This window comes from Sphingopyxis sp. JAI128 (assembly GCF_014207235.1).
In the GTDB taxonomy this organism is placed as follows: domain Bacteria; phylum Pseudomonadota; class Alphaproteobacteria; order Sphingomonadales; family Sphingomonadaceae; genus Sphingopyxis.
In genome coordinates this window covers 267,297-293,396 of the sequence record NZ_JACHDA010000005.1, presented here as the reverse complement: position 1 = coordinate 293,396, position 26,100 = coordinate 267,297, and the positions used below count along the sequence as shown (strand labels likewise).

Genomic DNA, 26,100 nt, shown 5'->3' with positions numbered 1-26,100 from the left:
GTGAGCAATCTCTACACCAGGCTCCTCGCCTCCTCACCTAGCAAGGACGAGCCGTTCGCCATTCTGCCGGATGGGCGGGTCATCAATTATGGCGCGCTTGACGCCATGTCGGGCCGCTTTGCCAATCTGCTCGGCGAGCTGGGCGTCGGACAGGGCGATCGCGTCGCGGTCCAATGCGAAAAGAGCATCGAGTTGGTCGCGCTCTATTTGGGCACTGTCCGGGCAGGGGCGGTGTTTCTCCCGCTCAACCCTGCCTACACCCCGAATGAGGTCGCTTATTTCCTCGGCGACAGCGAAGCAACCCTGTTCGTTTGCCGCCCCGACACCCTAGAGGCGCTGCGTCCCGTGGCAAATGCCGCGAACGTTTCTCGGATCGAGACGCTCGGCGAAGATGGCAGCGGTTCGCTCGCGGACGCGGCCGGGCGCGCTGCCCCCGGCTTTTCCACCGTGGCGGTCGAACGTTCGACCTTGGCAGCGATCCTCTATACCTCGGGAACGACCGGCCGTTCGAAGGGGGCGATGATCACCCACGAGAACCTCGCCTCGAACGCGCTTATGCTGAAGGATTATTGGGCGTTCGCGCCGAGTGATGTGCTGCTGCACGCCTTGCCGATATTTCACACGCATGGGCTTTTCGTCGCGATCAACACCATCATGTCGGCAGGCGCGTCGATGCGGTTCTTGCCGCGGTTCGACCTGGACGCGATCATTGCCGCGCTGCCGCATTGCACGACGATGATGGGCGTTCCCACCTTTTACAGCCGGCTGGTTGATGACCCCCGTTTCAATAAGGAGCTGGTTCGTGACATGCGGCTCTTCATATCGGGATCGGCACCTCTCTCGGCGGACATGCACCGGGCCTTCGAGGCACGCTCCGGCCATGCGATCCTAGAGCGCTATGGCATGACCGAGACCAATATGAACACGTCCAATCCTTATGAAGGCTCGCGGCGGGCGGGGACGGTCGGCTTCCCGCTGCCGGGCGTCGATATCCGGATTACGGATGCCGAGACGCACCTGCCGGTGCCGGTCGGGGAGGTCGGCATAATCGAAATTCGGGGGCCAAATGTGTTTAGGGGCTACTGGCGGCAGCCCGAAAAAACTGCCTCGGAATTTCGGGACGGCTGGTTTGTGTCAGGGGACCTCGGCCGGATTGACGACGAAGGCTATATCTCGATCGTGGGACGCGAGAAGGACCTGATCATCTCGGGGGGCTTGAACATTTATCCCGCCGAGATTGAAGCGGTCATCGATGAAATCCCGGAAGTTAGGGAATCGGCAGTCATCGGTATTCCGCATCCCGATTTGGGTGAGGCCGTCGTCGCGATTGTCGCGGGGCAAGCCGAGATGTTGTCCGAAGAGAAAATCTTGTCGATCCTCGCGCTCTCACTCGCACGATTCAAGCAGCCCCGCGCTATACGTTTGGTGGACGAGCTTCCGCGTAACTCCATGGCAAAAATTCAGAAGGCCGCGCTAAGGGATCAGTATCGATACCTGTTTTCTAAAGAGTAGCGGGTCATCAATCCTGATCCTTATTGTTTGCAATGGGGCGAGTGCAGCCACAAGGTCCGACCAGCGATCCAAGGTCTGCTTTTAGCGATTTCGCGCCAGGTGCGGACGGTCTCCAAACGGCCAGCTCCAGCTCCAGCTCCAGCGGCAGTGCAGACTGTCGCTGGGCGCGCAGGAAAAGACCGGAACGGGGTGGGGACGGACGCGCCCAAATCAACTTGGTCCGATGATCCGGGGTCGATTTAGATCGCTTCGCGGTTCATTTTCGACGAACAATCGGCAACGGCCGACTGCTTTGCTGAAGTCGCGCCCGAAGCGGATTGAGATCTATCGGGCCAATTATCGCCATTTACGATGCGTCAGCCAATTCGACTGGCCGAGGTTCGCGAGCGTCGTGAACTATTGCCGCCACGTGCCGACCCTAGATGTGCAACGCTTCGCGCTTTTCGTCCGCATACTCATAGCGCTGGTACGTGCCAGCAACTCCCGCCTTTCGCCGGTTCTGCACGGCCTCAATCCACTCGCTAGAAACGCGAAGGCGTTGCAGACCGGTTGCAACCGATCGCCGTAGATCGTGAAATCGCCACGCGGTGACGGGCGCCGCGTCATCTTCAACAAGGTCACGTACCTGCTCGTCCAATTTGCGTTTGCACCGCGAGAAGCCGGATACGCGCGATTTTCCGCCATCGGTCGTCAAGACAAAGCCTTTTCGTGGCCAAGATGCGCTTCCTGCCAGGGCGTCCAGTTCGGCGATGACTTGTTGAGACAGGGAAATAAGGTGCTCTTTGCCATTCTTTGCCCGGGGCCGAAGGCAGTATCCACTCTGCCCGGGCTCGATCCAGTTCTTGCCACTCGAGCCCGGCGACCTCGTCGCGGCGCTGGCCGGTAAGAAGCAGCAGCCGGACGAGCCCGCAAAATATCGCTCCGAGTTCCTCGCTAGCGGTCCAGACCAGCTTCAATTCGTGATCGTTTAACACGCGATCCCGGCTCGGAGCGGCGGCGGGTACCTCGAAGCCTTCGAGAGGATTACGGTCAATAATGCCACGGCCTTTGGCCCACCGCATCATCCTGCGAGCAACGGCGAAAACATTCCGTCGCAGTGCGGGGCTGTGCGTCGAAAGGTCATCGAGGACCGAGAAAATCTCGCTACCCTGGATAGCGGGCAACGGACGCTTGCCCAATTTGGGGCGGAGATAGATTCTCAGGGTCGATTTGAAGAATTCGCGAGTCTTCTCGCGCAAGCCTTCGAGGCCCTTTTCTTCGAACCGATCAGCGACTGCGTTAAACGTCAGTTCGCTCGCGACGTAGTGCCTGCGCCGTTTTTCTTCAGCGGGGTCGATGCCCTGCGCAATGAGGATAAGCAGGCGGTTAGCTTCTCTACGAGCCAGCTCTGGCGTCCACCCGCTTCCATGCCGGCCAATCTTGTATCTCTTGGTTGGCGTCGACCGCCCACCCATTCGATATTGAAGAACATAAATCCGCCGCCCCCCGGGCGTTACCTTTACGCCGAAGCCCTTACGCGGCGGGCCGCCCGGTGCCTGTCAGGAAAAGCCGAGCTATTCCCGGACAAAGGGGTCTTCGCGCAACGAACGTCCCGCCGTTTCGGGCATATACCGAAGCGCGACAAGTCCGACGAGGCAGGCCAGCATCATATAATAGGCGGGCATCAGCGGATCGCCGGTCAGGCTGATGAGGCCGCTGCCGATCATCGGCGCGGTGCCGCCGAAAATCGAGGTCGAGATATTATAGGCGATCGCGAAACCCGCGAAGCGCACCGCGGTCGGGAACATCGCCGGAAAGGTCGCCGAGATCGTCGCGAGCTGCGGCACATAAAGCAGGCCGAGCGCCATGAAGGCGATCAGCGCGCCGGCGAATCCCGTCCCCATCAGCATATAAAGCGGGACGACGCCGAGCAGCAGGCCGACCAGCGACCAGCGCCACATCGCGCGGCGGCCGACGCGGTCGGACAGCGCGCCCGCGAAGGGCAGGAAGATCATCATGAAAAGCATGCCGATGATCGGCACCAGCAGCGCCTCTTCGTTCGACAGGCCGATGCGCCGCTGGAGATAGGTCGGCATATAGCTGAGCAGCGAATAATTGACGACGTTCAGTGCGACGACGAGACCGCCGACGACGAGCAGCGGGCGCCAATGGTCGTGCACCAGGACGACAAGGCCCGGCGGTTCGCGCCGCTCCGCCGATGCCATTTCCTCGCGGAAAATCGGCGTATCCTCCATCTTCGAGCGCACATACATTCCGATGAGGCCGATGGGCCCCGCGATCAGGAAGGGAATGCGCCAGCCCCATTCGTGCATCGCCTGATCGCCGAGGTACAGGGAATAGCCGAGCATCAGCGCCGCGCCGAACGAAAATCCGGCGAGTGTCCCGAATTCGAGGAAGCTGCCATAAAAGCCCCTTCGGTCGTCCGGTGCATATTCGGCCATGAAGGTCGCCGCGCCGCCATATTCGCCGCCGGTCGAAAAGCCCTGCAGCATGCGCAGGACGATCAGCAGCGTCGGCGCCCAGAAGCCTATACTCTCGTAGGAGGGGATCAGCCCGACCGCAAAGGTCGCTCCCGCCATGAGCAGGATCGTCATCGCCAGTACCGATTTGCGCCCGATGCGGTCGCCGAGCGGTCCCCAGAACAGCCCGCCGAGCGGCCGGACGAGGAAGGAAATGGCAAAGGTCGCGAGCGCGAAGAGCACTGCTTCCTCGGTGTCGCCGGGAAACAGGGCCGCCGAAATATAGGTCACGCCATAGGCATAGATGCCATAGTCGAACCATTCGACCGCATTGCCGAGCGCCGATGCGCCGACCGCGCGGTGCAGCGGTGAGGGTTCGGGGAAGGGGGGCGGGTGCCCCGGGGCTTGGATCATTACGGGCTTTTCCATGGATCACCTGTTTGCGGATGGGATTCGGTCGAAGGGGCGGGAAGGTCGGGGCCGGCCGGGTCGAGCAGCGCGGCGACGGGCGTGGTGCGCGGCAGGATCTGGAAATCCTGCTGCGCCGCACCAGGGACGGGCGCGCTGGTCGCGAGCCGCCACAGCCCGAAAGCAAGCATCGCGGCCGCGCCGAGCGCAATGAACAGGAACAGCCCGCCCGCGCCCGCCAGCGTCATCGCCGCGGCGGCGCCCAACGGGCCGAGCGCGGCGCCGCCCGAATAGAGGAGGACGAGCTGGCCGCTCGCGGTCACGCGCTCCGACGGGAGCAGGCGGTCGTTGGCAAAGGCGACGCAGAGCGGATAGAGCGCGAAGCTGAGCCCGCCGAACAGCGCGCCAAGACCGAGCAGCAGCGCGCCCGTCGGCGCCATGGCGAGCGCGAGGCTGACGCCCAGTGTCGCGGCAAAGCAGGCGATGATGACGCGGCGGCGGTCGTAGCGGTCGGACAGGCGGCCGAGCGGCCATTGCAGCGCGACCCCGCCGAGGATCACGGTCATCATGAAGGTCGCGGTGTCGCCGAGGTCGAGCCCGATCCGGCGCGCGTAAATGGCGGCAAGGCCATAAAAGGCTCCGAGCAGGAGGCCGGTGATGCCCGCGCCCGCGACGCCGAGCGGCGATGCCTCGAACAGGCGTCTGAGCGGGAGCGAAGCCGCGCCCTCGAGCAGCGGCGCGGCGCTGCGCGTCAGGCAGACGGGGATGATCGCTAGCGAAATCAGGATCGAGGCCAGCTCGAACGGGATCTGTGGCGCCGTATTTCCCGACCGCAGGATGAGCTGGCCGAGCGCCTGCCCCGAATAGAGCGCGACCATATACCAGGCGAGTACCGTACCGCGCGTCGCCGGTTCGGCGCGGTCGTTGAGCCAGCTTTCGACGCAGATGAAGACCCCCGCTACGCACAGCCCGTCGATGAGGCGCAGCGGCGCCCACAGCACGGGATGCTGGAACAGCGCATAGGTCAGCGTGCTGGCCGACAAAAGCGCGACGAAGGCGGCGAAGGCGCGGATATGCCCGACGCGACGCACGATCTCGCCCGCGCGCAGCGCGCCGAGAACAAGCCCGGCGAAATAAGCGGTCGCGACAAGGCCGATGACCATCGTGCTGCTGCCCGCGCGTTCGAGCCGGAGGCCGACGAGCGTCGACAGGAAGCCGCTGCCCGCCATCATCACGAAAATCGCGACCAGCAGGCTCCGTACAGGCAGGATCGTTGCGAACATCGTCGGCCGCGCGCGGCCGCCGCGCATCACGCGGCGCGCCGGCCCTCCGCATTCGCGTCCATGTCCTCGACCAGCGCCTTGTGCAGCACGCGCACCGCCCTGTCGAAATCGCGGCTTTCAACGATGAACTGGACATCGACGTTGCGGATCTGATGCTGCAACGCGATCATGCCGATACCCGCATTATCGAGCGCGCGCAGCGCATCGGGGACCAGCCCCGGGCGCGAAATGTCGCTGCCGATCGCGGCGACCATCGCCACGGGCTGCGCGGATATTGCGGCTTCGGGATAATCTTTCTGCAGGTCGGCGATCACCTTTTTCACCGCGTCGGGGCTTGCCGACAGATAATGGGTGATCGTGTTGGCGTTCGACGATTTGCTGACAATCCACAGCCGGTGGCGCGTCAGCGCGTCGAGGATCGCCATATCGTACCCCTTCACGCCGACCATATCCTGTTCGAAAAAGGTCAGCGCCTGCAGCTGGCGGATTCCGGTGACGATTTCGACGCGCGGCACGTCGGACACATAATCTCCGGTGACCAGCGTGCCGCCGTCTTCGCGATCGAAGGTGTTGCGCACGCGCAGCGGAATGTCGGTCTGGCGGAGGCCGCGTCCGGCGCCGGGGTGGATCGCCTCCATGCCCAGGTTCGCCAGTTGGTCGGCAACGTCGTAATTGGTACGGCCGATCTTGCGCGCCTTGTCTTCGCCGACCAGCTTCGGGTCGGCGCTCGACAGATGAAACTCCTTGTGAATGATCGCCTCGCGCGCGCCGGTGAGGACCGCGAGCCGCGAAAAGGTCATTTCGGTATAGCCGCGCGCGTAGCGGCGCACCATGCCGCCCTCGCACCCGGCATAGCCGGTGACGATCGGCAACGTCGAGGCGAGGTCGATCGCGGCAAAGGCATCGCTGATCCGCGCGTCTAGGCTGCGCAGGTCGTCCTGATCCCATAATGTCAGGTCGACGAAGCGGGCGTTCACGTCGCGGTCGCGCAGCAACAGCGCGGTGCTGTGCGCGCTGTGCGCCTCGCCGATGCCGGCAAGCAGCTCGCGCACGGTCATCAACTGCTCCTTGACGCAGAAGCGGCCGTGAGCGCGCAGCCGCGCGAGGTCGTCGAGGCACGCGGCGACCGTGGCGATGCGTGTGTCGACGAAGGCATCGGCCTCGTCGCGGCTTTGAGGCCGCGCGAACATGCCGGCATTGCGTTCGTGCATCGCGCGGCGGACATCTTCCATCGCCTCGCGCCAGCCGTCCGTGTCTTCGTCGGCGATGAAACGGCCATAGACCCCCGGTGCGCCGCTCTTTTTGTTCTCGAGCAGCAGGTCGGTCATCCCGGCATAGGCCGAGACGACGAAGATGCGGTTGTAGAGATCGGCGCCCGAGCGGCCCGCGATCAGCACATTGTCGAACAGGGTCGCGGTCGCGGCCATGGAGGTGCCGCCGATTTTTTCGACGCTATGCCCCGTCATGCCGGGACCGCCTCGACCAGCGGCCCGCGTTCGATCGCCAGCGGCACGGGTTCGCCGCGGTGCGCGAGGAACCAGGGGCGCGGTTTGTCGACCCCGAACGGCTTTTCGAGCCGGTTGGAGACGGCGTTATAGACGAGGAAGGCGTTGGCGCGCGGGAAGGGCGTGATGTTGCCGTTCGACCCATGCATCAAGTTGCAGTCGAACAGGATCACCGTGCCCGGCTTGCCGGTCGGCGCGACGATGCCGTGTTTATGCGCAAGTTCGGCGAGGCTTTCCTCGTCGGGGACGCCATATTCCTGTTTCTTGAGCGAGCTCAGATAATGGTCGTCGGGGGTTTCGCCGACACAGGTGAGGTAGGTGCGGTGCGACCCCGGGATCACCATCAGCGGCCCGTTGTGCGGGGTATTTTCCGCGAGCAGCACCGACATCGACAGCGCCCGCATCCGCGGCATGCCGTCCTCGACGTGCCAAGTCTCGAAATCGCTGTGCCAGTAGAATTCCTTGCCCGTAAATCCGGGTTTATAATTGAGGCGCGACTGGTGGATATACACCTCGTCGCCAAGCAGGAAGCGCGCGACGTCGGCGAGCCGCGCATCGGCGGCGAGCCGCCCCATCACGGGGCTCTGCGCATGAATCTCGAAGATCGAGCGGATTTCCTTGCTCTGCGGCTCGGTAACGATCGTGTCGTCGTCGAGCGCCGCCGGATCGGCGAGCAGGTGGCCCGCCGCCTTTTGCAGGAAGGCCACTTCGTCGGCCGAGAAAATATCTTCGAGCACGATATAGCCGTCGCGGTCGAATTGCGCAGCCTGGCGCGCACTGATCGGCGCGTCGTTGCTCCATTCATTATGCACCACGGGGTCCTGCCGCGGCCGCATTTCGGCTTCGGCGGCGTGGCGCGAGGGGTAGAGGTCTTGCATTGGACGCCTCCCTTTCTGTTTTTCGGATTGTCAGTCGGCGGCGACGAGATCGGTATCTGCCGGATAGGCGCCGCTTTCGTCGTGTACTTCCTTGCCGGTGACCGGCGGATTGAAGGCGCAGGCCGTCAAGATGTCGGTTTCGGGGCGCACGATATGCCGGTCATGCTCGTTGAGCGCGTACATCACGCCCGGTTCGAGCCGGTGGATTTCGCCCGTGCCCAGATCTTCGATCGTGCCGGTGCCCTTGAGCACGAAAACGGCTTCGAGATGATTCTGATAGTGCATCTTGAGTTCGGTGCCCGCGAACATCGTCGTGACATGGAAGGAAAAGCCCATGCCATCGTCTTTCAGCAGCATGCGGGCGCTCGCCCAGCCGTCCGAACGGACGTTGCGGTCGGATTTGCGGATATCGCCTAGGTTGCGAACGATCATCTAAATATCTCCTGTATCATTCGGCGGCGACGGCGTAATCGGTGGCCATCGCCTCGCGGATCTTGGTTTCGAGAATGTCGAGCCCGACGCCGAGCACGGCGTCGTCGATCACCAGCGGTGCCAGCACCTTGATGACCTCGTCGTGCGCGCCGCTGGTCTCGATGATGAGGCCGGCGTCGAAGCAGGCGGCGGTCACGGTCGAGGCAAGCTCGCCCGAACCGACATTGACGCCGCGCATCATGCCACGGCCGCGTACTTCGAAGCCATGTTCGTCGGCGATACGGCCCAGCCGCATCGCGAGCAGTTCGCCGCGGCGTTCGATGTCGCGCTGGAAATCGCTCGTGCTCCAGAAATGGCGGATCGCCGCGGTCGCAGTGACGAAGGCATGGTTATTGCCGCGGAAGGTGCCGTTATGCTCGCCCGGCGACCATTGGTCGAGTTCAGGGCGGAGCAAGGTCAGCGCAAAAGGCAACCCCATCCCCGAGAGCGATTTCGCCAGCGTGACGATATCGGGCGTGAAACCCATATCCTCAAAGCTGAAGAAGCCGCCGGTGCGGCCGCAGCCCGCCTGGATGTCGTCGACGATCAGCAGCGCGCCGTGCGCTTTTGCAATCTCCGCGATCCGGCGCAGCCATTCGGGCGACGCGGCGTTGAGCCCGCCTTCGCCCTGCACCGTTTCGACGAGGATCGCCGCGGGTGCGTCGAGCCCGCTCGACGGATCGGCGAGGCGCTGTTCGAGCAGGTCGGCGGTATCGACCTCGGGACCGTAATAATCATAATAGGGTTCGTGCGCGACATGGCTGAGCGGAACGCCGGCGCCGCCGCGCTTGGTCGCGTTGCCGGTGCAGGCGAGCGCACCCAGCGTCATGCCATGAAAGCCGTTGGTGAAGGCGATGACCATTTCGCGGCCCGTCACCTTGCGTGCGAGCTTGATCGCGGCCTCGACGGCGTTGGTGCCGGTGGGGCCGGTGAACATCACGCGATGGTCGAGCCCGCGCGGCTTCAGGACCACCTCTTCGAACGTCGCGAGGAAATCGCGCTTCGCATCGGTGTGCAGGTCAAGCCCGTGCGCGATGCCGTCGGCGCCGATATAATCGAGCAACGCCTGCTTCAGGATCGGGTGGTTGTGGCCATAGTTGAGCGTCGAGCAGCCCGACAGAAAATCGAGATAGCGCCCGCCCTGGTCGTCGTGCATCCACACGCCTTCGGCCTTGCCGAACTGGCGCGGCATCGAACGGGCATAGCTGCGCACTGCCGATTCGCGGCGCTCATAGATATTCCTGTCCGGGATCGCGCCGGACGGCTGGGGTGTCGTAATCATCATATTATCCCTGTTCTACGTCTGTCTTCGTGCGGTCGATCGGCCCGATGCGGGCCAGATATTCGGTGGCGTGCGCGCCCGCGAAATGGGCTTCGCGTTCGAACAGCGCGCTGCGTTCCAGTTCGGCATTCCAGCGGCGCGCGAGGCCGCGGAACAATCCCCACGACGCCTGGTTGTCGGCGGTGATCGTCGTGATCATGTGGGTCACGCCGTCCTGCGCGGGCCGGGCGAGCAGGTCCGCGATCATGCGGCTCGCGAGCTGCTTTCCGCGTCCTTCGGTCGATACGGCGACCTGCCACACGAAAAAGGCCTTGGGGTCCGATGGCGGGCGATAGCCCGAGACCCAACCGACGATCCGCCCCGCCTTTTCGGCGATGACGCAATGGTCGGCAAAATGTTCGCACTGGAGCAGGTTGCAATAGCGGCTGTTGCGATCGAGCGGCGGGCAGGCGGCGATCAGCGCCGTCACCGCCGGGCCATCGCCCGAGCGCGGCCGGCGGAATCGCACGTCGGCGGCCGGGGCCGAGGCCGCGTCCCGATCTTTCTTTGGAGGCAAGGACTCGTCGTCTGTTTGCCGATCTAGTATCTTTCATCTCCTGAAATAAAATTCGTGCGCAATCGACCCTATGGGCGATCCGCCCGAGCCGTTTGGTCGCGCAAAATATAGGGGCAGCGGCAAATCATTCAACCCGGAGTCGTAATTATATTTCAGATATCGAAATATATTACAGGGCTGTGTCAGCGATGACGATTGCCGATAATGCGTTTGGCGTGCGCGCGCCGGGCGGCTAACAAAGCGCGATGGAGCCCGATATTGCCAATGCGACGTTGAAGGCCCTGCGGCGCGTGCTGCGGGCGACCGAAAGCGGCACCCGGCGGCTTGCCGCTGCGACGGGACTCACGCCGTCGCAGCTTCTGGTCTTGCGTGAGATCGATGCGGGCGACGAAGTCACGCCCGGGCTGGTCGCGCAGCGGCTGGAGTTCAGCCACGCGACCATCACGGCGATCGTCGACCGCCTCGTGGCGCTGGGGCTCGCGAGCCGGACACGCAGCGCGCAGGACAAGCGACGGATCCACCTCGAAGCCACGGAACCGGGCCGCCGCCGTCTCGTCGAGGCGCCCGACATGTTGCAGGAAAAGTTCGAGGCGGGATTTGCCGAACTGCAAGGATGGGAGCAGGCGATGATTTTGGCGGGCACCGAGCGGCTGGCCGACCTGCTCGGCGCCGGCGACGTCGATGCCGCCCCGCTGCTCGATACCGGGGCGATCGACCGCGAATAGGTGGGCGGGGGGCGCCTCCTACAGATCGACCTCGGCGCGCATCGTCGCGCGGCCCGCCGCATCGCGCGCCCACAGGCGAGCGCCGCCGTCCTGTCGCACGAGGCAAAGATCGAAGGGGGTGCCGTCGATCAGCGGCGCTTCGGCGCGGAAAGCGAAACGACGCGGCACAAGGCTCGAACGCAGCGCATGATCCATCAGCAGGGTCGCGATCAGCGGGCCATGGACGACAAGCCCTGCATAGCCTTCGATTTCGCGCGCATAGTCGCGATCATAGTGAATCCGGTGCGCGTTGAAGGTGAGCGCCGAGTAGCGGAACAACAACACCGGATCGGGCGCGATGCTGCGGACGGCATCGGCCGGTTCGGAATCGGTCGGCGCAACCGGCGGCAGCGGCGCCGCGGGTCCGGTTGCGGCTTCGCGAAACACGATGTCCTGTTCCTCGCGGATCGCGGGGACGCCGTCGGCGGCAATATCGTGGCGCACCGTGACGAACAGCAGATCGCCGCTCGCGCCGCGTTTCGGCTTGATCGCGTCGATTGTGGTGACGCGCGTCAGCGCCGCGCCGACCGCGACAGGCGACAGGAACGCGATCCGGCTGCCCGCCCACATGCGTCGCGGCAACGGCGTCGGCGGGAGCAGGCCATGCTCGTCGCGGCGCGGGTGGCCGTCGGCGCCGATCGCCGACTGGCGCGCATCGGGCAGGAAATAGAGCCAGTGGCCGAGCGGCGGGACGGTGCCCGGCGTCCATGGCGAAACATCATGGTCGAGCAGCGCGGCGAGGCCGGCGAGCGGGGCGGGCGCGGCGATATCGGTGCGCGTCTCGCTGCGGCCCACCCAGGCGGAATAATCGTCCATCGCGCCCTCAGAAGCTTTTGGGCAGGCCGAGCGCGTGCGTCGCGACATGGCTCAGGATCAAATTGGTGCTGATCGGCGCGACTTGATACAGCCGCGTCTCGCGGAACTTGCGCTCGATGTCATATTCTTCGGCAAAGCCGAACCCGCCGTGGGTCTGGATGCACATGTCGGCGGCATACCAGCTTGCCTCCGACGCCAGCATCTTCGCCATATTGGCCTCGGTCCCGCAATCCGCGCCCGCGTCGAACAGGCGCGCCGCCTTGTCGACCATCTCGGCGGCGGCGGCAATCTGGACCCAGGCGCGCGCGATCGGGAATTGCACGCCCTGATTTTCACCGATCGGGCGGCCGAACACCGCGCGCTCCTTCGCATAGGCCGATGCGCGGTCGACGAAGAAGCGGCCGTCGCCGATGCATTCGGACGCGATCAGGATGCGTTCGGCGTTCATGCCCGAGAGAATGTAGCGAAAGCCCTTGCCCTCCTCGCCGATCAGGTTCGCCGCGGGAACTTCAAGGTCGTCGAAGAACAGCTCGGTCGTCGCATGGTTGAGCATCGTCCGCACCGGCCGGATGGTGAGGCCGTTGCCCTGCGCCTCGCGCATGTCGACAAGCAGCACGCTCATCCCGTCGGAAGACTTGGCGCATTCCTCGCGCGGCGTCGTGCGGCATAGCAGCACCATCAGGTCCGAATGTTCGGCGCGGCTGATCCAGATCTTCTGCCCGTTGACGATATAATTGTCGCCGACCCGCTTGGCGAAGGTGCGGATACGCGTGGTGTCGGTCCCCGCGGTCGGTTCGGTGACCCCGAACGCCTGCAGCCGCAGCTCGCCGCTGGCAATCGCGGGCAGATAGGCCTGTTTCTGCGCTTCGGATCCATGTTTCAGCAGCGTGCCCATCGTGTACATCTGCGCATGGCACGCGCCGCCGTTGCAGCCCGACCGGTGGATTTCCTCGAGCACCGCAGTCGCCGCGCCAAGGCCGAGGCCCGACCCGCCATAATCTTCGGGGATCAGCACCGACAGGAAGCCGGCTTCGGTCAGCGTGCGGACGAATTCGGTCGGATAGATGCGGTCACGGTCGAGCGCCTGCCAATATTCGCCGGGAAAACCGGCACACAGGCGGCGCACGGCTTCGCGGATGTCGGGATGGCTTTCTTGTCGCGGGTCGGACATCGGCGGTCATATCTCCTTGGTCGCGCATATGCTTAGGCCGCTAAGGAGCCGCACGCCAAGATGAATCGACGCGGACGGGGCCTTGGGTCGCTTCAAGGCCCCCGCCGCGGCGATCAGGCAACCACTTCGACCAGATGCCGGCCGTCGTCGCGGCCCGACACCCGGAATCGCGTGCCGGTGAAGCGCTCGATCAGGCCAGCGGCGGTGTGCATATGCCCGCCCGGCTTGACCGTCGTGAACGCGCCGCCGCGCGCGAAGGCCATCGGCAACAGCAGCTGGTCCTGCAGATAGGGGCCCGCGAACGCATCGCTTGCGAGATAGCCCGCCATGCGTTTCGCCGCGGTCTGCGCAAGCCGCTCGGCGGGAAGGCCGAGCTTGCCGAAGCCCGCCATGATCTCGGTGACATGCTCGAATTCCGCTTCGACCAGCAACGCATTGCCCGGACCCTGTTCGGCCGGGACCTGCCGCGTGACAAAAGCCTCCTCGGGCCATTCGGGCAGCGTCTTTCGCGCGGTCGCGAGTTCGCGCTGGGCGATGTCGAAGGGAACGCCCGCGACGATGGCGGTCACCGACACGCCGCGCCGCGCGCCGCGATCGATATATTCGACCGGACGGAGCGGCGCGGGCGCGATATCGACCTCGATCCGCCCGCCGCCGCGCGGGAAAAAGCCATGGCGCACAAGCCGCGCCGACACCGTCGGGCCCACGCGATTGATGACGGGCAGCAGCGTGCGCTCGATAAAGTCGAACGGTGGTGCGGCCATCGCATGCGTCCCGCCCTCGATCACAAGCCGCGACGGCGCGTCGGCGGTCATCAGCGGCACGAGGATCGTCTGGAGGACGAGCCCGGTGCTCCCCGCGGTGCCGACCGCGAAATGATAGTCGCCCGGCGTCACGCGGCCGGGTCGGAAGCCGATGCTGTTCGACCCCACGGCCAGCCCCGAGCATTCGGCGCCGCCGATCACGCACGCCGCCTCGATCGCGGTCACATGCTGGCGCATCAACCCCGGCTTCTCGCGTCCCCCGCGGATGTTCTCGATCGTGAAGGGCTGCCCGGTCATGAGCGCCAGCGCGCACGCGTAGCGCAGCACCTGCCCTCCGCCTTCGCCTTCCGATCCGTCGATGATGATCATAAATTCTCTACTGCTTATAGAAACCAAGCGACCGAGGCATCCACCAGAACCTCCAGCCCATTTCCTTCCGATCGTCGGATGTCGGCCGTCCTGCCGCCATTCGGCGACCCGGTCGCGCATGGTGCCTCCCCCCGACGGCGGCGTGAAGGGGTCACCCCTTCACGCACACCACCTGCTTCAGCGTATGGACGATCTCGACGAGGTCGGCCTGCGCCGCCATCACCGCCTCGATCGGCTTGTACGCCTTCGGCGTCTCGTCGATGACGCCTTCGTCCTTGCGGCATTCGACACCCGCGGTGTCGGCGATATGCTCGTCGAGCGTGACGAGCTTCTTCGCCGCGGTGCGGCTCATGACGCGGCCCGCGCCATGGCTGCAGCTGTCGAACGACTCCGGGTTGCCCAGTCCGCGCACGATGAACGATTTCGCGCCCATCGAACCCGGAATGATCCCCATTGTGCCTTTCGCCGCGCGCACGGCACCCTTTCTGGTGACGAGCACATTCTCGCCGAAATGGTTCTCGCGCGTCACATAATTGTGGTGGCAGTTCACCGCTTCGGCCTGGGCCTCGAAGGGCTTGGCGATCTGGAGGCGGAGCGCGGCGATGACGTTCGCCATCATCATGCGCCGGTTCAGCGCGGCAAAGTCCTGCGCCCAGCCGACCGCCTCGACATAATCGTCGAAATGGTCGGTCCCTTCCGGGAAGTAGGCTAGGTCCTCGTCGGGCAGGTTGATGAACCACTTGCGCATGTCCTTCTTCGCCAATTCGATGAAGTATGTGCCGATCGCGTTGCCGACGCCGCGCGACCCCGAATGCAGCATCACCCACACCCGCGCCTCGGTATCGAGGCACAGCTCGATGAAATGGTTGCCCGTTCCGAGCGTTCCCAGATGCGTCAGGTTGTTGGTGTTTTTCAGCCGCGGATGCTTGGCGACGATATGACCGAAGCGCTCGGCGAGCGTCGCCCAGGCGTCGACGATCGCGGCCGGGGGATCGCCCCACGAACCATGGTCGCGCTGGCCGCGCCCGACCGACCGGCCGTGCGGAACCGCCGCCTCGATCGCGCTGCGGATGCCCTCCAGATTGTCGGGCAGGTCGTGCGCCATCAGCGTGGTGCGCGCGGCCATCATGCCGCAGCCGATATCGACGCCGACCGCCGCCGGGATCACCGCGCCTTTCGTCGGGATCACCGATCCGACGGTGGCGCCGATGCCGACATGGACGTCTGGCATCGCGGCAACATGTTTGAACACGAACGGCATTTTCGCCGCCTTGGTCAGCTGCGCGCGCGCCATGTCCTCGACGGGTACGCCGCGCGTCCACATCTTGACCGGGCGTCCGCCCTCGACATTCATCACTTCATAGCTCGTCTGGGTCATGGCTGACCTCCTTCTTCCTGTTCTTCATGGTGCCGGCGACGAGGCGTGGCGAGACATTTTTCCTGAGCTACTCCGGCGTGCCGGGGGGCGGACTTGAACCGCCGACCTTCCGCGATGAAGCGGACGCTCTGACCCTGTAGTCCCGCCGGCATTCGCCGACCTGTTTGGGGTGCTGGCAACGAGTGTGTGGCGAGACATCCGGATTTCTCCGGTGCGGAGTCGAACCGCGGGCCTTTCGGCCTGACCGATGTAGTCCCGCCGGCATTTGCCAGCATGAAAGTGTCTCGCAGCGACGAGATGTGATGAGACGGCGGTCTTTAAGCTACATTCCTGTGACGGGATTCGAACCCGCGACCGCCACATTATCAATGTAGTCCTTTCCGACATTCGCCGTGACCCTAGTTCAAACCTCCGTTTCGTTGACGATCTGGACCCAGTCGCGCGTTTCGCCGGAAGCGAAGCGCGCCATGGCGTCGAAGACCGCGTCGGTGAATCCACCGACATTCATGATGTCCTTCCGGTCCCCCTTGGTATCCGGCGCCTGCGTGGTGCCATAAGGCTGGATGTCGATGCAGATCAGCTTCGCGCCCGGGTTGCGGGCCTTCAGCTTCGTCCACGCGTTCATCGTCGCCGTGGCGCCGTGGCGCGAGGGATCGATCCAGCTTTCGTTGTCGGACACGATCACCACCGTATCGACGCTTGCGCGCTCGGCATTGAGCCGGGCGAGCGGGGCCGAGACATTGGTACCGCCGCCGCCGATCGCCGCCAGCCGCGCCGCGTTGACCGCGACGCGCGCCCTGGGATCGAGCGCCATGTCGACAACATCGACATCGAACGGCATCACCAGTGCCTGCCTGTTGGTGCGCAGCACCGCCGCCGCGACGAGCGCCGCGATGTCGATGCAACGGACTGCGGAGGTCGCGCCCTTGCGATATCCGGTCGCCGCCCAGCTCATCGAGCCCGAGACATCCGGACAGACCACGACATTGCCCGCCAGCACCGGAACCGCCCTGAGCGACAGTTCGAGCGCCTCTTCGAGCGCCGCCTGGACGCGCAGCGGAACCGCGTCGCCGACCTGACCCAGCGCGACCATCAGCTGATACGGCGCCGGACGGACCCGGGCGATCGTATCGGCATCCGACAACCGCGCCGCGACGGCTTCGGTGACTCCCTTCACGTCGAACGCTCCGCCCCGCGCCAGCGTGTTGAGGTTCATGCGCAGCGCCTGCCAGCCGATCCGGCCGGAAAGCTCTGCCCACTGCTGTGCGGTCAGCGGAAAGGCGGTCAGCCATTCGAACGGCACCGGGGGCAGCGGCCCCGCGGGGTCGCGCTTCCAGATCTCGAACGCCGCGATTTCCGCAGGCAGTGCCGCGACATCATAGGGCTTGCCGATCAGCCAGCCATAGAAGGCACGCCGCTCGGCCGAAGCTGGCGCCGGGTGGACCATGCGGACGATATCGGCGAGGCTGGGGTTGTTGCCCGTCGCCGCGGCCATGAGCTGCGGCATCGAGGCCTTTTCCAGCCACTCGCGGACGAGCCGCTTGGGACGCGAACCGAGCGAACGGCGGCCGACCTGGCCCGACCGCATGATCTGCACGAAGTTGCGCAGCATGCGGCCATTGTCGATCACGCGGCCGAAGACGCGCACCGCGAGGTCGGGATCGGCGATGGTGAGATAGGCGGCGAGCAGCGCCGGCATATCCTTCATCGCGCCCGCCTGACGGGCATAGACCGCGGCCTTGGCGACGAATGCGGGCGATACCGCCTGCGCGGCCGCCAGAACATCGGCGAGCTGCGCATCGGCGCCGGAATAATAGCCGTCCGCCAGCGTGCCGGTGGCGGCGAGCTGTGCGAGCCTGGCTTGGGGGCCATAGGCATAAGCGACGCCGCCGGCTTCATTCGTCGCATCGGCGCGCGGCAGGAAGCGCGCGAGCGCCGAGGAAAACAGGGTCTTGTTGGCCATCGTCCAACTCCTTTGAAATCTCTTGCCGGTCCTCGGGGGCGGCCAGCCCATTCCGGCCGCCCCTCCGTTCCACTGCGCCGGGGGACGTGAGCCCCGACGCAAGATGTTTTGCAGGAGCCGTGCCAAATTTCGAAACGAACGAAGGGAAATTATAAGACGCTGGTTTTAAGCCGAAAAAATTTCTCCTCATGATCCTGACCTTGGGTCATGATGCGTAAAAGACGATTATCTTGTATCGTGATTTATCCTATAATATAAAAATTGCATGAAGCCCGTCACCGTCATCGGATTCCTCGGCTCGACGCTCGATGCCGCCAAGTTCGGCCCGTCGCGCTGGAGCAAATGGCGGCCGACGGTCAGCATCTGCATGCAGGAAGATTTGCGGGTCGATCGCTTCATCCTTCTCCACGGCAGCTATCATCGCCGGCTTGCCGATTATGTCGCTGCCGATATCCGCGACGTGTCGCCCGAGACCGAGGTCGTGCAACAGCTGCTCAACTTCGACGACGCCTGGGATTTCGAGGAGGTGTATGGAAAGTTGCTAGATTTCGCCCGCGCTTTTCCATTCGACCCCGACAATCAGGACTATCTGATCCACATCACGACGGGGACGCACGTCGCGCAAATCTGTCTCTTTCTGCTCACCGAGGCGCGCTACCTGCCCGGTCGGCTGCTCCAGACTCAGCCGCAACGCGGCGCGCCGCAACCGATCGGCACCTGGAATGCCATCGACCTCGACCTGTCGCGCTACGACAGCATCGCGACGCGCTTTGCCGAAGCGAGCGCCGAGAGCGCGAGCTTCCTGAAAAGTGGCATCGAAACGCGGAACGACGCCTTTAACCGGATGATCGACGAGATCGAGCAGGTCGCGGTGCGCAGTCGTGCGCCGATCCTGCTGATGGGCCCGACGGGTGCGGGCAAGAGCCAGTTGGCACGCAAGATATATGAGCTGAAAAAGCTGCGACACCAGATTGCCGGACCCTTTGTCGAGGTCAATTGCGCAACGCTGAAGGGCGACAGCGCGATGTCGGCGCTGTTCGGGCACCGCAAGGGCGCTTTCACCGGCGCGGCGCAGGATCGCCCGGGCCTGCTCAAATCGGCCGACAAGGGGCTGCTCTTCCTCGACGAGGTCGGCGAACTCGGTCTCGACGAACAGGCGATGATCCTGCGCGCGATCGAGGAAGGGCGTTTCCTTCCTGTCGGTGCCGACAGCGAGGCGCGCAGCGAATTCCAGTTGATCGCCGGTACCAATCGCGAACTGATGGGCGAGGTCGACGCCGGACGATTTCGCGAGGATCTGTTCGCGCGGCTCAATCTCTGGACGTTCAGTCTGCCCGGGCTCGCGCAGCGCCGCGAGGACATCGCGCCCAATCTCGATTATGAGCTGGAACGGTTTGCGGAGCGCGAGGGCGCGCGCGTCACCTTCAACAAGGAGGCACGCGAAACATATCTCGCCTTCGCGGAGAGTCCGGCCGCTCCCTGGAAAGGCAATTTCCGCGACCTGGCGGCGAGCGTTACCCGCATGGCGACGCTCAGCCCGGCGGGCCGGATCGATTCGGCTGCGGTGGCGTTCGAGACCGCCCGGTTGCAATCCTTGTGGTCGGGCGGTGATGCCGGGGGAGACCCGCTCGACGCGCTGCTGCCCGCGAGCCGGCTTCGCGCGATCGATCCGTTCGACAGAGTGCAACTTGCCTATGTCGTCACCGTTTGCCGGCAGAGCGGCAGCTTGTCGGCGGCGGGCCGATCGCTGTTTTCGGCATCGCGCACGGAACGCAAATCGACCAACGACGCCGACCGGCTGCGCAAATATCTGGCGCGTTTCGACCTCGACTGGGCGCGCGTCGCGGCACGCTGACCGGCAGGCGCGACACCGAAGCCGTGGCAGTCCATGGCGAAGCGCGCTATCGCGCCCCGGGGACCAACGCGCGGATTACGGGCGGGCAGGGGATGCATATGGACGGGAAAATTGCGCTGATCGAAGCGGGCGGGACCAAGTTCATCGTGGGTGTCGGCGACGCGACGCGCCAGATCCACGCGCGCACCCGCATCGACACCACGCGTCCCGACGAAACCATCCCGGCCGCGGTCGATTGGCTGCGCGCGCAGGGCGGCGAGTATGTCGCGGTCGGCATCGCCAGCTTCGGCCCGCTCGACCTCGATCGCGCATCGCCCACATGGGGCCACATCACGCGCACCACGAAGCCGCACTGGAGCGATGCCGATATCGCGAGGCCTTTCGCGCGCGCCTTTGGTTGCCCGGTGATGATCGACACCGACGTCAATGGCGCCGCGCTCGCCGAATGGAAATGGGGCGCGGGGCAGGGAATGAATTCGGCGCTGTATCTGACGGTCGGCACCGGCATCGGCGGCGGCGCGGTGGTCGGCGGGCGGCTTATCCGCGGCCTCAGCCACCCCGAGATGGGACATATCCGCATGCCGCGCCATCCCGCGGACGCGGGGTTCGCGGGGCATTGCCCGTTCCACGGCGACTGTCTGGAGGGGCTGGCCGCGGGCCCGTCGATCCTTGCGCGCTGGGGCGCGTCGCTGTCGGACCTGCCCGACGATCATATCGGGCACCAGGTCATCGCCTGGTATCTCGCGCAGGCGGCGCAGACCTTTCAGGCGATCCTCGAACCCGCGCGCATCATACTCGGCGGCGGCGTGATGGCGACGCCCGGCCTGCTCGACCGCGTGCGGTTGGAAGCCGCCACGGCGGCGGCAGGTTATTTTGCGGGGAACGTCGCGGAGATCCTCGTCGCGCCGGCACTCGGCGAGAACACCGGGCTGCTCGGGGCGCTCGCGCTGACCGAGGGGCCGGGATGATGTCCGGGCGGCGGTGCGCGACCGCCGCCCGCGCGATCAATGGCGCGCGAGTTCGTCGCGGCCGACCACCATATAATGAACCTCGTCCGGCCCGTCGGCGAAGCGCAGGTGGCGCACGTCGGCGTAAAGGTCGGCGAGCGGGGTCCAGTGCGAGATGCCGGTCGCGCCGTGGATCTGGATCGCTTCGTCGATGATCCGGCAGGCGCGTTCGGGGACCATCGCCTTCGCCATGCTGACCCAAACGCGTGCCTCGCGATTGCCGAGCAGATCCATCGCCTTGGCGGCCTTGAGCACGATCAGGCGCATCGCCTCGATCTCGACGCGCGCACGGGCGATCACCTCCAGATTCTTGCCAAGCTGCGACAAGGGGCGGCCAAAGGCGGTGCGCGAATTGCCACGCTTTACCATCAGGTCGAGCGCGACTTCGGCCTTGCCGATCGTGCGCATGCAGTGGTGGATGCGGCCCGGGCCGAGGCGCATCTGCGAAATCTCGAATCCGCGGCCCTCGCCAAGCAGGATATTCTCGCGCGGGACGCGGACATTGTCGAAGCGCATGTGCATATGTCCCTGCGGCGCATGGTCGGCGCCGAACACGCGCATCGGGCCGAGCACCTGCACCCCCGGCGTGTCCATCGGCACGAGGATCTGCGAATGCTGGCCCTTGCGCGACGCCTCGGGATTGGTCTTGAGCATGCAGATCAGGATCTTGCAGCGCGGATCGCCCGCGCCGCTGATGAAATATTTCTCGCCGTTGATCACCCATTCGTCGCCGTCGAGCACCGCGCTGGTTTCGAGGTTGCTTGCGTCGGACGAGGCGACGCCGGGTTCGGTCATCACATAGGCCGACCGGATTTCGCCGTTCAGAAGCGGCTTCAGCCAGCGCTCCTTCTGTTCGGGCGTGCCGACCATTTCGAGTACTTCCATATTGCCCGTGTCGGGCGCCGAACAGTTCAGCGATTCCGACGCGAGCGGCGATTTGCCAAGCTCGGCGGCGATATAGGCATAGTCGAGGTTGGTGAGCGGCGTGCCCGTGTCGCCATGCGGCAGGAAGAAATTCCAGAGGCCGGCGGCCTTTGCCTTGTTCTTCGCGCCTTCGAGCAACTCTAATTGCCCCGGCGCCCAGCTCCAGCGATCGGCGCGGCCTTCACCAAGGCGGAAAAATTCCTCGGTGATCGGGTCGACATTGTCGGCGATGTGGCGCTTCACCGCGTCGAACAGTGGCTGCGCCTCCTTCGACATGCGCAGGTCGTTCAACTCGGCTTGGAGTTCGATTTCGGTCATTTTGTGGGTCTCCGGTGATTTTCGCCAAGACCCTAGCGGCGCCGACCCATCAAGGATAATGATAGGATCGAATAATTTATATTCACTATCGGAATGACTAGACGGCCCTGGCCAGCTCGTCGATGATGATCGCGCGCAGCCAGCCGAGACCCGGATCGGCCTGCGCCGCCTGATGCCAATAGAGATAATTGCCACCCGATTCGACCGGTAGCGGCAGGTCGACGAGCTGCATCGGCCACATCGCATCGAGCACTGCGGCATGCGACCTGGGCAGCGCGAACAGCATGTCGGACGCCGCGACAATCTGCCAGGCGGTGATCGCATGCTGGCACCGCACCGCGACGCGACGCGTCAGCCCCAGGCGGTCGAGCGCCATATCCTCGATCCCCGGGCCATAGGGCCGCGCGGTCGCAACGATATGGTCGAGCGCCAGATAGGTGTCGAGATCGATCGTCCCGTCGATGCACGGATGCCCCTTGCGTGCGACGACGACGAGGGGCTCGGTGCCAAGATAATGGCGGCACATCCGGTCGTCGGCGGGCAGGGAGACGTCGAGCGCGAGGTCGAGGTCGCCATTTGCGAGCATCGCGACGAGATCGCGGCGGCGAAAGGTGACGCTGGCCAACGCGACATATGGCGCCTCGGCGCGCACCCGCGCCACGAGCGACGAAAAACGCGGCATCTCGCCCGACAGCCGGACGCCGATGCGAAACTCGCGGGTCGACCCTGCGGGGTCGAAGGCGGCCGCGGCGTCGAGCGCGACGTCGAGCCCGCGCAAGGCTTCGCGCACCGGACCGGCGATCGCCCGCGCCGCCGACGTCGGGACGAGCCGGTTGCCCTGCCGGACGAAGAGCGGATCGTCGAATTGCGTGCGCAGCCGGGCCAGCGCGTGGCTGATCGCGGGTTGCGACAGGTTCAGGTGGCGCGCCGCCGCCGACACGCCGCCTTTCGCAAAAATCGCGTCGAAGACCCGCAGCAGGTTGAGATCGAACCGGGCAAGGTGCCGCAAGACATGTTCCTAGGCGATGGCAGCGCAGGTTGCGAGGGTCGAGGCATAGCAACCGGGCGAACGAAAGGGAACCGGACGGGGGACATGATGCGCTCCGTGAGTCGAGCCTGTGCCAAGGTGCAGGGGGCCTGCGCCGTCGGTATTCCGGTTCCTGTCGGGCCGCACGATATCGGTTCCGACCAAAATGCGGGATGTCCGCGCTTCGCAACGCTGCAAAGAGGAGAGCGACATGACGATCAACACCATCCTGAAATCCGACGGCCCCGCTATCGACGAGCCGGTTCCGTCGCGGTACGCGCTGAACGTCGGCGACATCGAGATATTGGTTATCAGCGACGGCATATTGCCGATCCCGTCGCATGTCCTCGCGCATAATGTCGAACCGGACGTGCTCGACGACTGGCTGGACGCGCAATTCCTGCCCCGGGAAATCGCCGAATGGCCGCTGAACGTGCTGGTCGTGCGCAGCGGCGACCAAGTCATCCTTGTCGATGCGGGGCTGGGGATGGACCCGAACCTCAAGCTTGAAAAGGCCGGCCGGCTGGTGCAGCGGCTCGAGGCGGCGGTGATCGCGCTTTCGTCGATCACCGACGTCGTGATCACGCATATGCATATGGACCATATCGGCGGGCTGGTCATCGACGGAACGCACGAACGGCTGCGTTCCGACCTGCGCGTCCATGTTGCCGCCGCCGAAGTCGAATTCTGGAAGGATCCCGATTTCTCGAAGACACTGATGCCGCAGGGCTTCCCCGATGCGCTTCGCGCCACGGCCAAACGGTTCATGGAACAATATGGCAGCCAGATCCGCACGTTCGAAACCGAGGCGCAAGTCGCGCCGGGTGTCACCGCGCAGCTTACCGGCGGACACACGCCGGGGCATTGCATCGTTCGCGTCGCATCGCGCGGCGACCGGCTGACCTTCGTCGGCGACGCGATCTTCCAGGTCGGGTTCGAGCAGCCCGAATGGTTCAATGGCTTCGAGCATGATCCCGAGGAAGCCGCGCGGGTCCGGATCGGCCTCTTGCGCCAATTCGCCGAGACGCGCGAAGCATTCGTCGCGACGCACCTTCCCTTTCCATCGATCTATCATGTGGCCATGGCGGGCGACGCCTTCCGCGCGGTGCCCGCCGTCTGGGATTATTGACCGCCCGGCACATCGCAACGATGTCGAGCTTCGCCCGCGCCTGGTTTCGACCGGGCGCGGGCGGGTGCGTTTTTATCGAGGGTCCTGGCGGCATCGCTCTCGCCGGATCGCGCGGGCAAGTCCGCCGGGCCACCGGCATCGCGAACCGGCGTGGAACCCATCATGGCTTGATCGGTGATATCCGCGCGTCGATTGCTGCGATCAGGATGACGCAGAGACAGCCATGGATGATGCTGGTGAATGGCTCCCCGGGTAGGATTCGAACCTACGACCCATCGATTAACAGTCGATTGCTCTACCGCTGAGCTACCGAGGAACACTCCGCCGTGGCGGGCAAGGCGGCCCCTTTGCCGCTGCCCGAACGATTTTGCAAGAGGGTATTGGCACAATTTGTTGCGGGACCGGCCCGCAATGCAAACGCGCCTCAAACGATAAATTGTTCCATCGCGATGCGTTCGTCCAGTCCCTGGTCGGGATCGAACAGTAAAGTCAGCGGCCGGCTACGGTCGGTCGTGACCAGCACGGTCTTCACGTCGCGGATTTCGCGCTGGTCGGCGACGGCGCTCACCGGGCGCTTTGCCGCCTCGCGCACGTTGAAACGGATGCTCGTCGATTCGGGAACCAGCGCCCCACGCCAGCGGCGCGGGCGGAAGGGACTGATCGGCGTCAGCGCGAGCATTTCGGATTCGAGCGGCAGGATCGGACCGTTGGCGCTGAGGTTATAGGCGGTCGATCCCGCGGGCGTCGCCACGAGCACGCCGTCGCACGCCAGTTCCTCGAGCATCGTCCGTTCGTTGATCATCACTTCGAGCTTCGCCGCCTGCCGCGTTTCGCGCAGCAGCGAAATCTCGTTGATCGCGGGCAGGATATGCCGCTCGCCGCTGATCGTCGTGATATCGCCCGCCAGCGGATGGATCAGGAACGGCCGCGCCGCGGCGAGCCGGTCGATCAGCCCCTCGACGCGAAATTCGTTCATCAGGAAACCGATCGTCCCGCGATTCATCCCGAAGACCGGCAGGCTGCGCCGCTGGTCGAGCAGCTGGTGCAGCATGTGTAACAGGAAGCCGTCGCCGCCGAGCGCGATGAGCAGCTCGGCCTCGGCCAGGTCGACAAAGTCGTAGAGCGGCCGCAGTTCGGCCTCGGCTTCCATGGCCGCGGGCGCGTTCGATGCGACTAGCGCGATCTTGCGATTCATATTGGTCCGGTTCCCCCGTGCCTTCGAATAACGGGGCTGCTTTTCAGCCGCCCGTTGCACTCATATGACGCGCGACCGCCGGTGTGGACTTTCGTTCGATGTGAAAGTCATGCGCGCGCGGTTTGCCAGCCAAAGCGGCATCGATCAAGCCGTCGACATCGCCGCCGTCGCGCAGCGCCGCGCGCAGGTCGACATGATCGTCCTGGCCGAGGCACATATAGACGCGCCCCTCGACAGTCAGGCGGATGCGGTTGCAGGTCGCGCAGAAATTGTCGCTGAGCGGCGTGATCAGCCCGAGCGTGACCGGGCTGCCCTCGACCGCGAAATAGCGCGCCGGGCCGCCGGTGCGCTTGTCGATTGGATAGATCGCGCGCGCATCGCGAAGCGGTGCGACAAACTGGTGGAGCGGGATGTAATGATCGCTGCGATCCGCCTCGACCTCGCCCAGCGGCATCGTCTCGATGAGCGTCAGGTCGCAGCCCGTCGCGGCGCAATAATCGAGCATGGGCAGCAGCTGGTCTTCGTTAAGCCCGGCGAGCGCGACCATGTTGACCTTGACCGCCAGCCCGGCGCTGCGCGCCGCATCGATCCCGGCGAGCGCCACGGCCAGATCGCCGACGCGGGTGATATGGCGAAAGGCGGCGGCGTCGAGCGTATCGAGGCTGACGTTGATGCGGCGCACCCCCGCTGCGGCCAGCATCGGCGCATGGTCGGCGAGCCGCATCGCATTGGTGGTGAGCGTGAGTTCGTCGAGCCCATGGCCGATCATCGCGCCGAGACGCATCGCAAGCGTATCGATTCCGCGCCGCACCAGCGGCTCGCCGCCGGTCAAGCGGATTCGCCGGATCCCGCGCGCGACGAAGCGCTCGGCAAGTTCGCCCATTTCCTCTATGCTGAGCACCGCGGATCGGGGCAGGAAGGTCATGTCTTCGGCCATGCAATAGCGGCAGCGCAGATCGCAGCGGTCGGTAACCGACAGGCGCAAATAGCTGATTCGCCGGCCAATGCCGTCAATCAGGGGGGCCGTCGATGCGGCATGTTGGGATAATGTGGCAGCCACGCGCAT

Annotated in this window: 22 protein-coding genes, 2 tRNA genes and 1 pseudogene; 5 read left to right on the top strand and 20 right to left on the bottom strand. The window is 64.9% G+C overall.

Annotated features, from left to right (window positions below; all coding sequences use genetic code 11):
• Positions 1–1,512 carry a malonyl-CoA synthase gene (locus HDC35_RS14235; protein WP_184648069.1) on the top strand — a complete coding sequence of 504 codons (1,512 nt, stop codon included), beginning with the start codon at positions 1–3 and terminating at the stop codon, positions 1,510–1,512.
• Between the two features lie 617 nt (positions 1,513–2,129).
• Here HDC35_RS14235 and HDC35_RS14230 read toward each other — a convergent pair.
• The 9 genes and pseudogenes from HDC35_RS14230 to ectA form a co-directional block, all read right to left on the bottom strand.
• Complete coding sequence (locus tag HDC35_RS14230; RefSeq protein WP_409437954.1) at positions 2,130–2,861, bottom strand: tyrosine-type recombinase/integrase; 732 nt, start codon at positions 2,859–2,861, stop codon at positions 2,130–2,132.
• Positions 2,835–3,014, bottom strand: a pseudogene (locus HDC35_RS19965) (Arm DNA-binding domain-containing protein); the annotation flags it as partial. The pseudogene HDC35_RS19965 and the gene HDC35_RS14230, both read right to left, overlap by 27 nt.
• Positions 3,015–3,065: 51 nt before the next feature.
• Positions 3,066–4,385, bottom strand: a complete 1,320-nt coding sequence (locus tag HDC35_RS14225) for an MFS transporter (RefSeq protein WP_260397740.1) — start codon at positions 4,383–4,385, stop codon at positions 3,066–3,068.
• The gene (locus tag HDC35_RS14220; protein WP_184648047.1) at positions 4,385–5,662 is read right to left on the bottom strand and encodes an MFS transporter; all 1,278 of its coding nucleotides are present in this window, start codon (positions 5,660–5,662) and stop codon (positions 4,385–4,387) included. The genes HDC35_RS14225 and HDC35_RS14220 overlap by 1 nt, the downstream gene beginning before the upstream one ends.
• 26 nt (positions 5,663–5,688) lie before the next feature.
• Entirely contained in the window at positions 5,689–7,128 is a 1,440-nt protein-coding gene (locus HDC35_RS14215) for an aspartate kinase (protein ID WP_184647876.1), read from the bottom strand.
• On the bottom strand, positions 7,125–8,045 hold the full coding sequence (thpD, locus tag HDC35_RS14210; RefSeq protein ID WP_184647874.1) for an ectoine hydroxylase: 921 nt from the start codon (positions 8,043–8,045) through the stop codon (positions 7,125–7,127). Before thpD ends, HDC35_RS14215 begins: the two co-directional genes overlap by 4 nt.
• A gap of 30 nt (positions 8,046–8,075) precedes the next feature.
• A complete protein-coding gene (locus HDC35_RS14205; RefSeq protein WP_184647872.1) occupies positions 8,076–8,477 on the bottom strand; it encodes an ectoine synthase in 402 nt (133 codons plus the stop codon).
• Positions 8,478–8,493: 16 nt separating this feature from the next.
• On the bottom strand, positions 8,494–9,801 hold the full coding sequence (gene ectB, locus HDC35_RS14200) for a diaminobutyrate--2-oxoglutarate transaminase (RefSeq protein WP_184647870.1): 1,308 nt from the start codon (positions 9,799–9,801) through the stop codon (positions 8,494–8,496).
• Position 9,802: 1 nt separating this feature from the next.
• Entirely contained in the window at positions 9,803–10,306 is a 504-nt protein-coding gene (gene ectA, locus HDC35_RS14195) for a diaminobutyrate acetyltransferase (protein WP_184647868.1), read from the bottom strand.
• A gap of 293 nt (positions 10,307–10,599) precedes the next feature.
• Here ectA and HDC35_RS14190 point away from each other — a divergent pair, with 293 nt between their 5' ends.
• Complete coding sequence (locus HDC35_RS14190; RefSeq protein ID WP_184647866.1) at positions 10,600–11,079, top strand: MarR family winged helix-turn-helix transcriptional regulator; 480 nt, start codon at positions 10,600–10,602, stop codon at positions 11,077–11,079.
• 18 nt (positions 11,080–11,097) lie between these two features.
• Here HDC35_RS14190 and HDC35_RS14185 read toward each other — a convergent pair whose 3' ends face one another.
• The 6 genes from HDC35_RS14185 to HDC35_RS14160 all read right to left on the bottom strand — a co-directional run bounded on the left by HDC35_RS14185 (position 11,098) and on the right by HDC35_RS14160 (position 17,579).
• Entirely contained in the window at positions 11,098–11,934 is an 837-nt protein-coding gene (locus HDC35_RS14185) for a MaoC family dehydratase N-terminal domain-containing protein (protein WP_184647864.1), read from the bottom strand.
• A 7-nt stretch (positions 11,935–11,941) separates the two neighbouring features.
• Positions 11,942–13,105 carry an acyl-CoA dehydrogenase family protein gene (locus HDC35_RS14180; RefSeq protein WP_184647861.1) on the bottom strand — a complete coding sequence of 388 codons (1,164 nt, stop codon included), beginning with the start codon at positions 13,103–13,105 and terminating at the stop codon, positions 11,942–11,944.
• Positions 13,106–13,218: 113 nt separating this feature from the next.
• Positions 13,219–14,238 carry an RNA 3'-terminal phosphate cyclase gene (rtcA, locus tag HDC35_RS14175; RefSeq protein WP_184647859.1) on the bottom strand — a complete coding sequence of 340 codons (1,020 nt, stop codon included), beginning with the start codon at positions 14,236–14,238 and terminating at the stop codon, positions 13,219–13,221.
• Positions 14,239–14,389: 151 nt separating this feature from the next.
• Positions 14,390–15,616 carry an RtcB family protein gene (locus HDC35_RS14170; protein WP_184647857.1) on the bottom strand — a complete coding sequence of 409 codons (1,227 nt, stop codon included), beginning with the start codon at positions 15,614–15,616 and terminating at the stop codon, positions 14,390–14,392.
• 78 nt (positions 15,617–15,694) lie between these two features.
• Positions 15,695–15,766: transfer RNA gene (locus HDC35_RS14165), tRNA-OTHER, on the bottom strand.
• 253 nt (positions 15,767–16,019) lie between these two features.
• The gene (locus tag HDC35_RS14160; RefSeq protein WP_184647855.1) at positions 16,020–17,579 is read right to left on the bottom strand and encodes an RNA-binding protein; all 1,560 of its coding nucleotides are present in this window, start codon (positions 17,577–17,579) and stop codon (positions 16,020–16,022) included.
• 265 nt (positions 17,580–17,844) lie between these two features.
• Between HDC35_RS14160 and rtcR the strand changes: the two genes are divergently transcribed.
• Together rtcR and HDC35_RS14150 are read left to right on the top strand one after the other, a co-directional pair.
• A complete protein-coding gene (rtcR, locus tag HDC35_RS14155; RefSeq protein WP_184647853.1) occupies positions 17,845–19,434 on the top strand; it encodes an RNA repair transcriptional activator RtcR in 1,590 nt (529 codons plus the stop codon).
• 98 nt (positions 19,435–19,532) lie between these two features.
• The gene (locus tag HDC35_RS14150; protein WP_184647851.1) at positions 19,533–20,402 is read left to right on the top strand and encodes an ROK family protein; all 870 of its coding nucleotides are present in this window, start codon (positions 19,533–19,535) and stop codon (positions 20,400–20,402) included.
• A gap of 36 nt (positions 20,403–20,438) precedes the next feature.
• On the opposite strand, the gene HDC35_RS14145 is transcribed toward HDC35_RS14150, so the two are convergent.
• Complete coding sequence (locus HDC35_RS14145; RefSeq protein ID WP_184647849.1) at positions 20,439–21,683, bottom strand: acyl-CoA dehydrogenase family protein; 1,245 nt, start codon at positions 21,681–21,683, stop codon at positions 20,439–20,441.
• A gap of 97 nt (positions 21,684–21,780) precedes the next feature.
• Positions 21,781–22,692: a LysR family transcriptional regulator gene (locus HDC35_RS14140; protein WP_184647847.1), complete on the bottom strand. Its 912-nt coding sequence runs from the start codon at positions 22,690–22,692 to the stop codon at positions 21,781–21,783.
• A gap of 229 nt (positions 22,693–22,921) precedes the next feature.
• Here HDC35_RS14140 and HDC35_RS14135 point away from each other — a divergent pair, with 229 nt between their 5' ends.
• Complete coding sequence (locus tag HDC35_RS14135) at positions 22,922–23,839, top strand: MBL fold metallo-hydrolase (RefSeq protein WP_184647845.1); 918 nt, start codon at positions 22,922–22,924, stop codon at positions 23,837–23,839.
• Between the two features lie 241 nt (positions 23,840–24,080).
• Here HDC35_RS14135 and HDC35_RS14130 read toward each other — a convergent pair.
• From HDC35_RS14130 to moaA, 3 genes are all read right to left on the bottom strand, one after another.
• A tRNA-Asn gene (locus tag HDC35_RS14130) sits at positions 24,081–24,155 on the bottom strand.
• 108 nt (positions 24,156–24,263) lie between these two features.
• Positions 24,264–25,034, bottom strand: coding sequence for an NAD kinase (locus HDC35_RS14125; protein ID WP_184647843.1), 771 nt, complete (start codon positions 25,032–25,034; stop codon positions 24,264–24,266).
• A gap of 43 nt (positions 25,035–25,077) precedes the next feature.
• On the bottom strand, positions 25,078–26,100 hold the full coding sequence (gene moaA / locus HDC35_RS14120; RefSeq protein WP_184647840.1) for a GTP 3',8-cyclase MoaA: 1,023 nt from the start codon (positions 26,098–26,100) through the stop codon (positions 25,078–25,080).

What these genes read in the sequence shown, in the direction of transcription:
- HDC35_RS14225 (WP_260397740.1), bottom strand. Translation starts at nt 4,385, where the DNA reads ATGATCCAAGCCCCGGGGCACCCGCCCCCCTTCCCCGAACCCTCACCG.
- HDC35_RS14220 (WP_184648047.1), bottom strand. Translation starts at nt 5,662, where the DNA reads ATGTTCGCAACGATCCTGCCTGTACGGAGCCTGCTGGTCGCGATTTTC.
- HDC35_RS14215 (WP_184647876.1), bottom strand. Translation starts at nt 7,128, where the DNA reads ATGACGGGGCATAGCGTCGAAAAAATCGGCGGCACCTCCATGGCCGCG.
- thpD (WP_184647874.1), bottom strand. Translation starts at nt 8,045, where the DNA reads ATGCAAGACCTCTACCCCTCGCGCCACGCCGCCGAAGCCGAAATGCGG.
- HDC35_RS14205 (WP_184647872.1), bottom strand. Translation starts at nt 8,477, where the DNA reads ATGATCGTTCGCAACCTAGGCGATATCCGCAAATCCGACCGCAACGTC.
- ectB (WP_184647870.1), bottom strand. Translation starts at nt 9,801, where the DNA reads ATGATGATTACGACACCCCAGCCGTCCGGCGCGATCCCGGACAGGAAT.
- HDC35_RS14190 (WP_184647866.1), top strand. Translation starts at nt 10,600, where the DNA reads ATGGAGCCCGATATTGCCAATGCGACGTTGAAGGCCCTGCGGCGCGTG.
- HDC35_RS14185 (WP_184647864.1), bottom strand. Translation starts at nt 11,934, where the DNA reads ATGGACGATTATTCCGCCTGGGTGGGCCGCAGCGAGACGCGCACCGAT.
- HDC35_RS14180 (WP_184647861.1), bottom strand. Translation starts at nt 13,105, where the DNA reads ATGTCCGACCCGCGACAAGAAAGCCATCCCGACATCCGCGAAGCCGTG.
- rtcA (WP_184647859.1), bottom strand. Translation starts at nt 14,238, where the DNA reads ATGATCATCATCGACGGATCGGAAGGCGAAGGCGGAGGGCAGGTGCTG.
- HDC35_RS14170 (WP_184647857.1), bottom strand. Translation starts at nt 15,616, where the DNA reads ATGACCCAGACGAGCTATGAAGTGATGAATGTCGAGGGCGGACGCCCG.
- HDC35_RS14160 (WP_184647855.1), bottom strand. Translation starts at nt 17,579, where the DNA reads ATGGCCAACAAGACCCTGTTTTCCTCGGCGCTCGCGCGCTTCCTGCCG.
- rtcR (WP_184647853.1), top strand. Translation starts at nt 17,845, where the DNA reads ATGAAGCCCGTCACCGTCATCGGATTCCTCGGCTCGACGCTCGATGCC.
- HDC35_RS14150 (WP_184647851.1), top strand. Translation starts at nt 19,533, where the DNA reads ATGGACGGGAAAATTGCGCTGATCGAAGCGGGCGGGACCAAGTTCATC.
- HDC35_RS14145 (WP_184647849.1), bottom strand. Translation starts at nt 21,683, where the DNA reads ATGACCGAAATCGAACTCCAAGCCGAGTTGAACGACCTGCGCATGTCG.
- HDC35_RS14135 (WP_184647845.1), top strand. Translation starts at nt 22,922, where the DNA reads ATGACGATCAACACCATCCTGAAATCCGACGGCCCCGCTATCGACGAG.
- HDC35_RS14125 (WP_184647843.1), bottom strand. Translation starts at nt 25,034, where the DNA reads ATGAATCGCAAGATCGCGCTAGTCGCATCGAACGCGCCCGCGGCCATG.
- moaA (WP_184647840.1), bottom strand. Translation starts at nt 26,100, where the DNA reads ATGCGCGTGGCTGCCACATTATCCCAACATGCCGCATCGACGGCCCCC.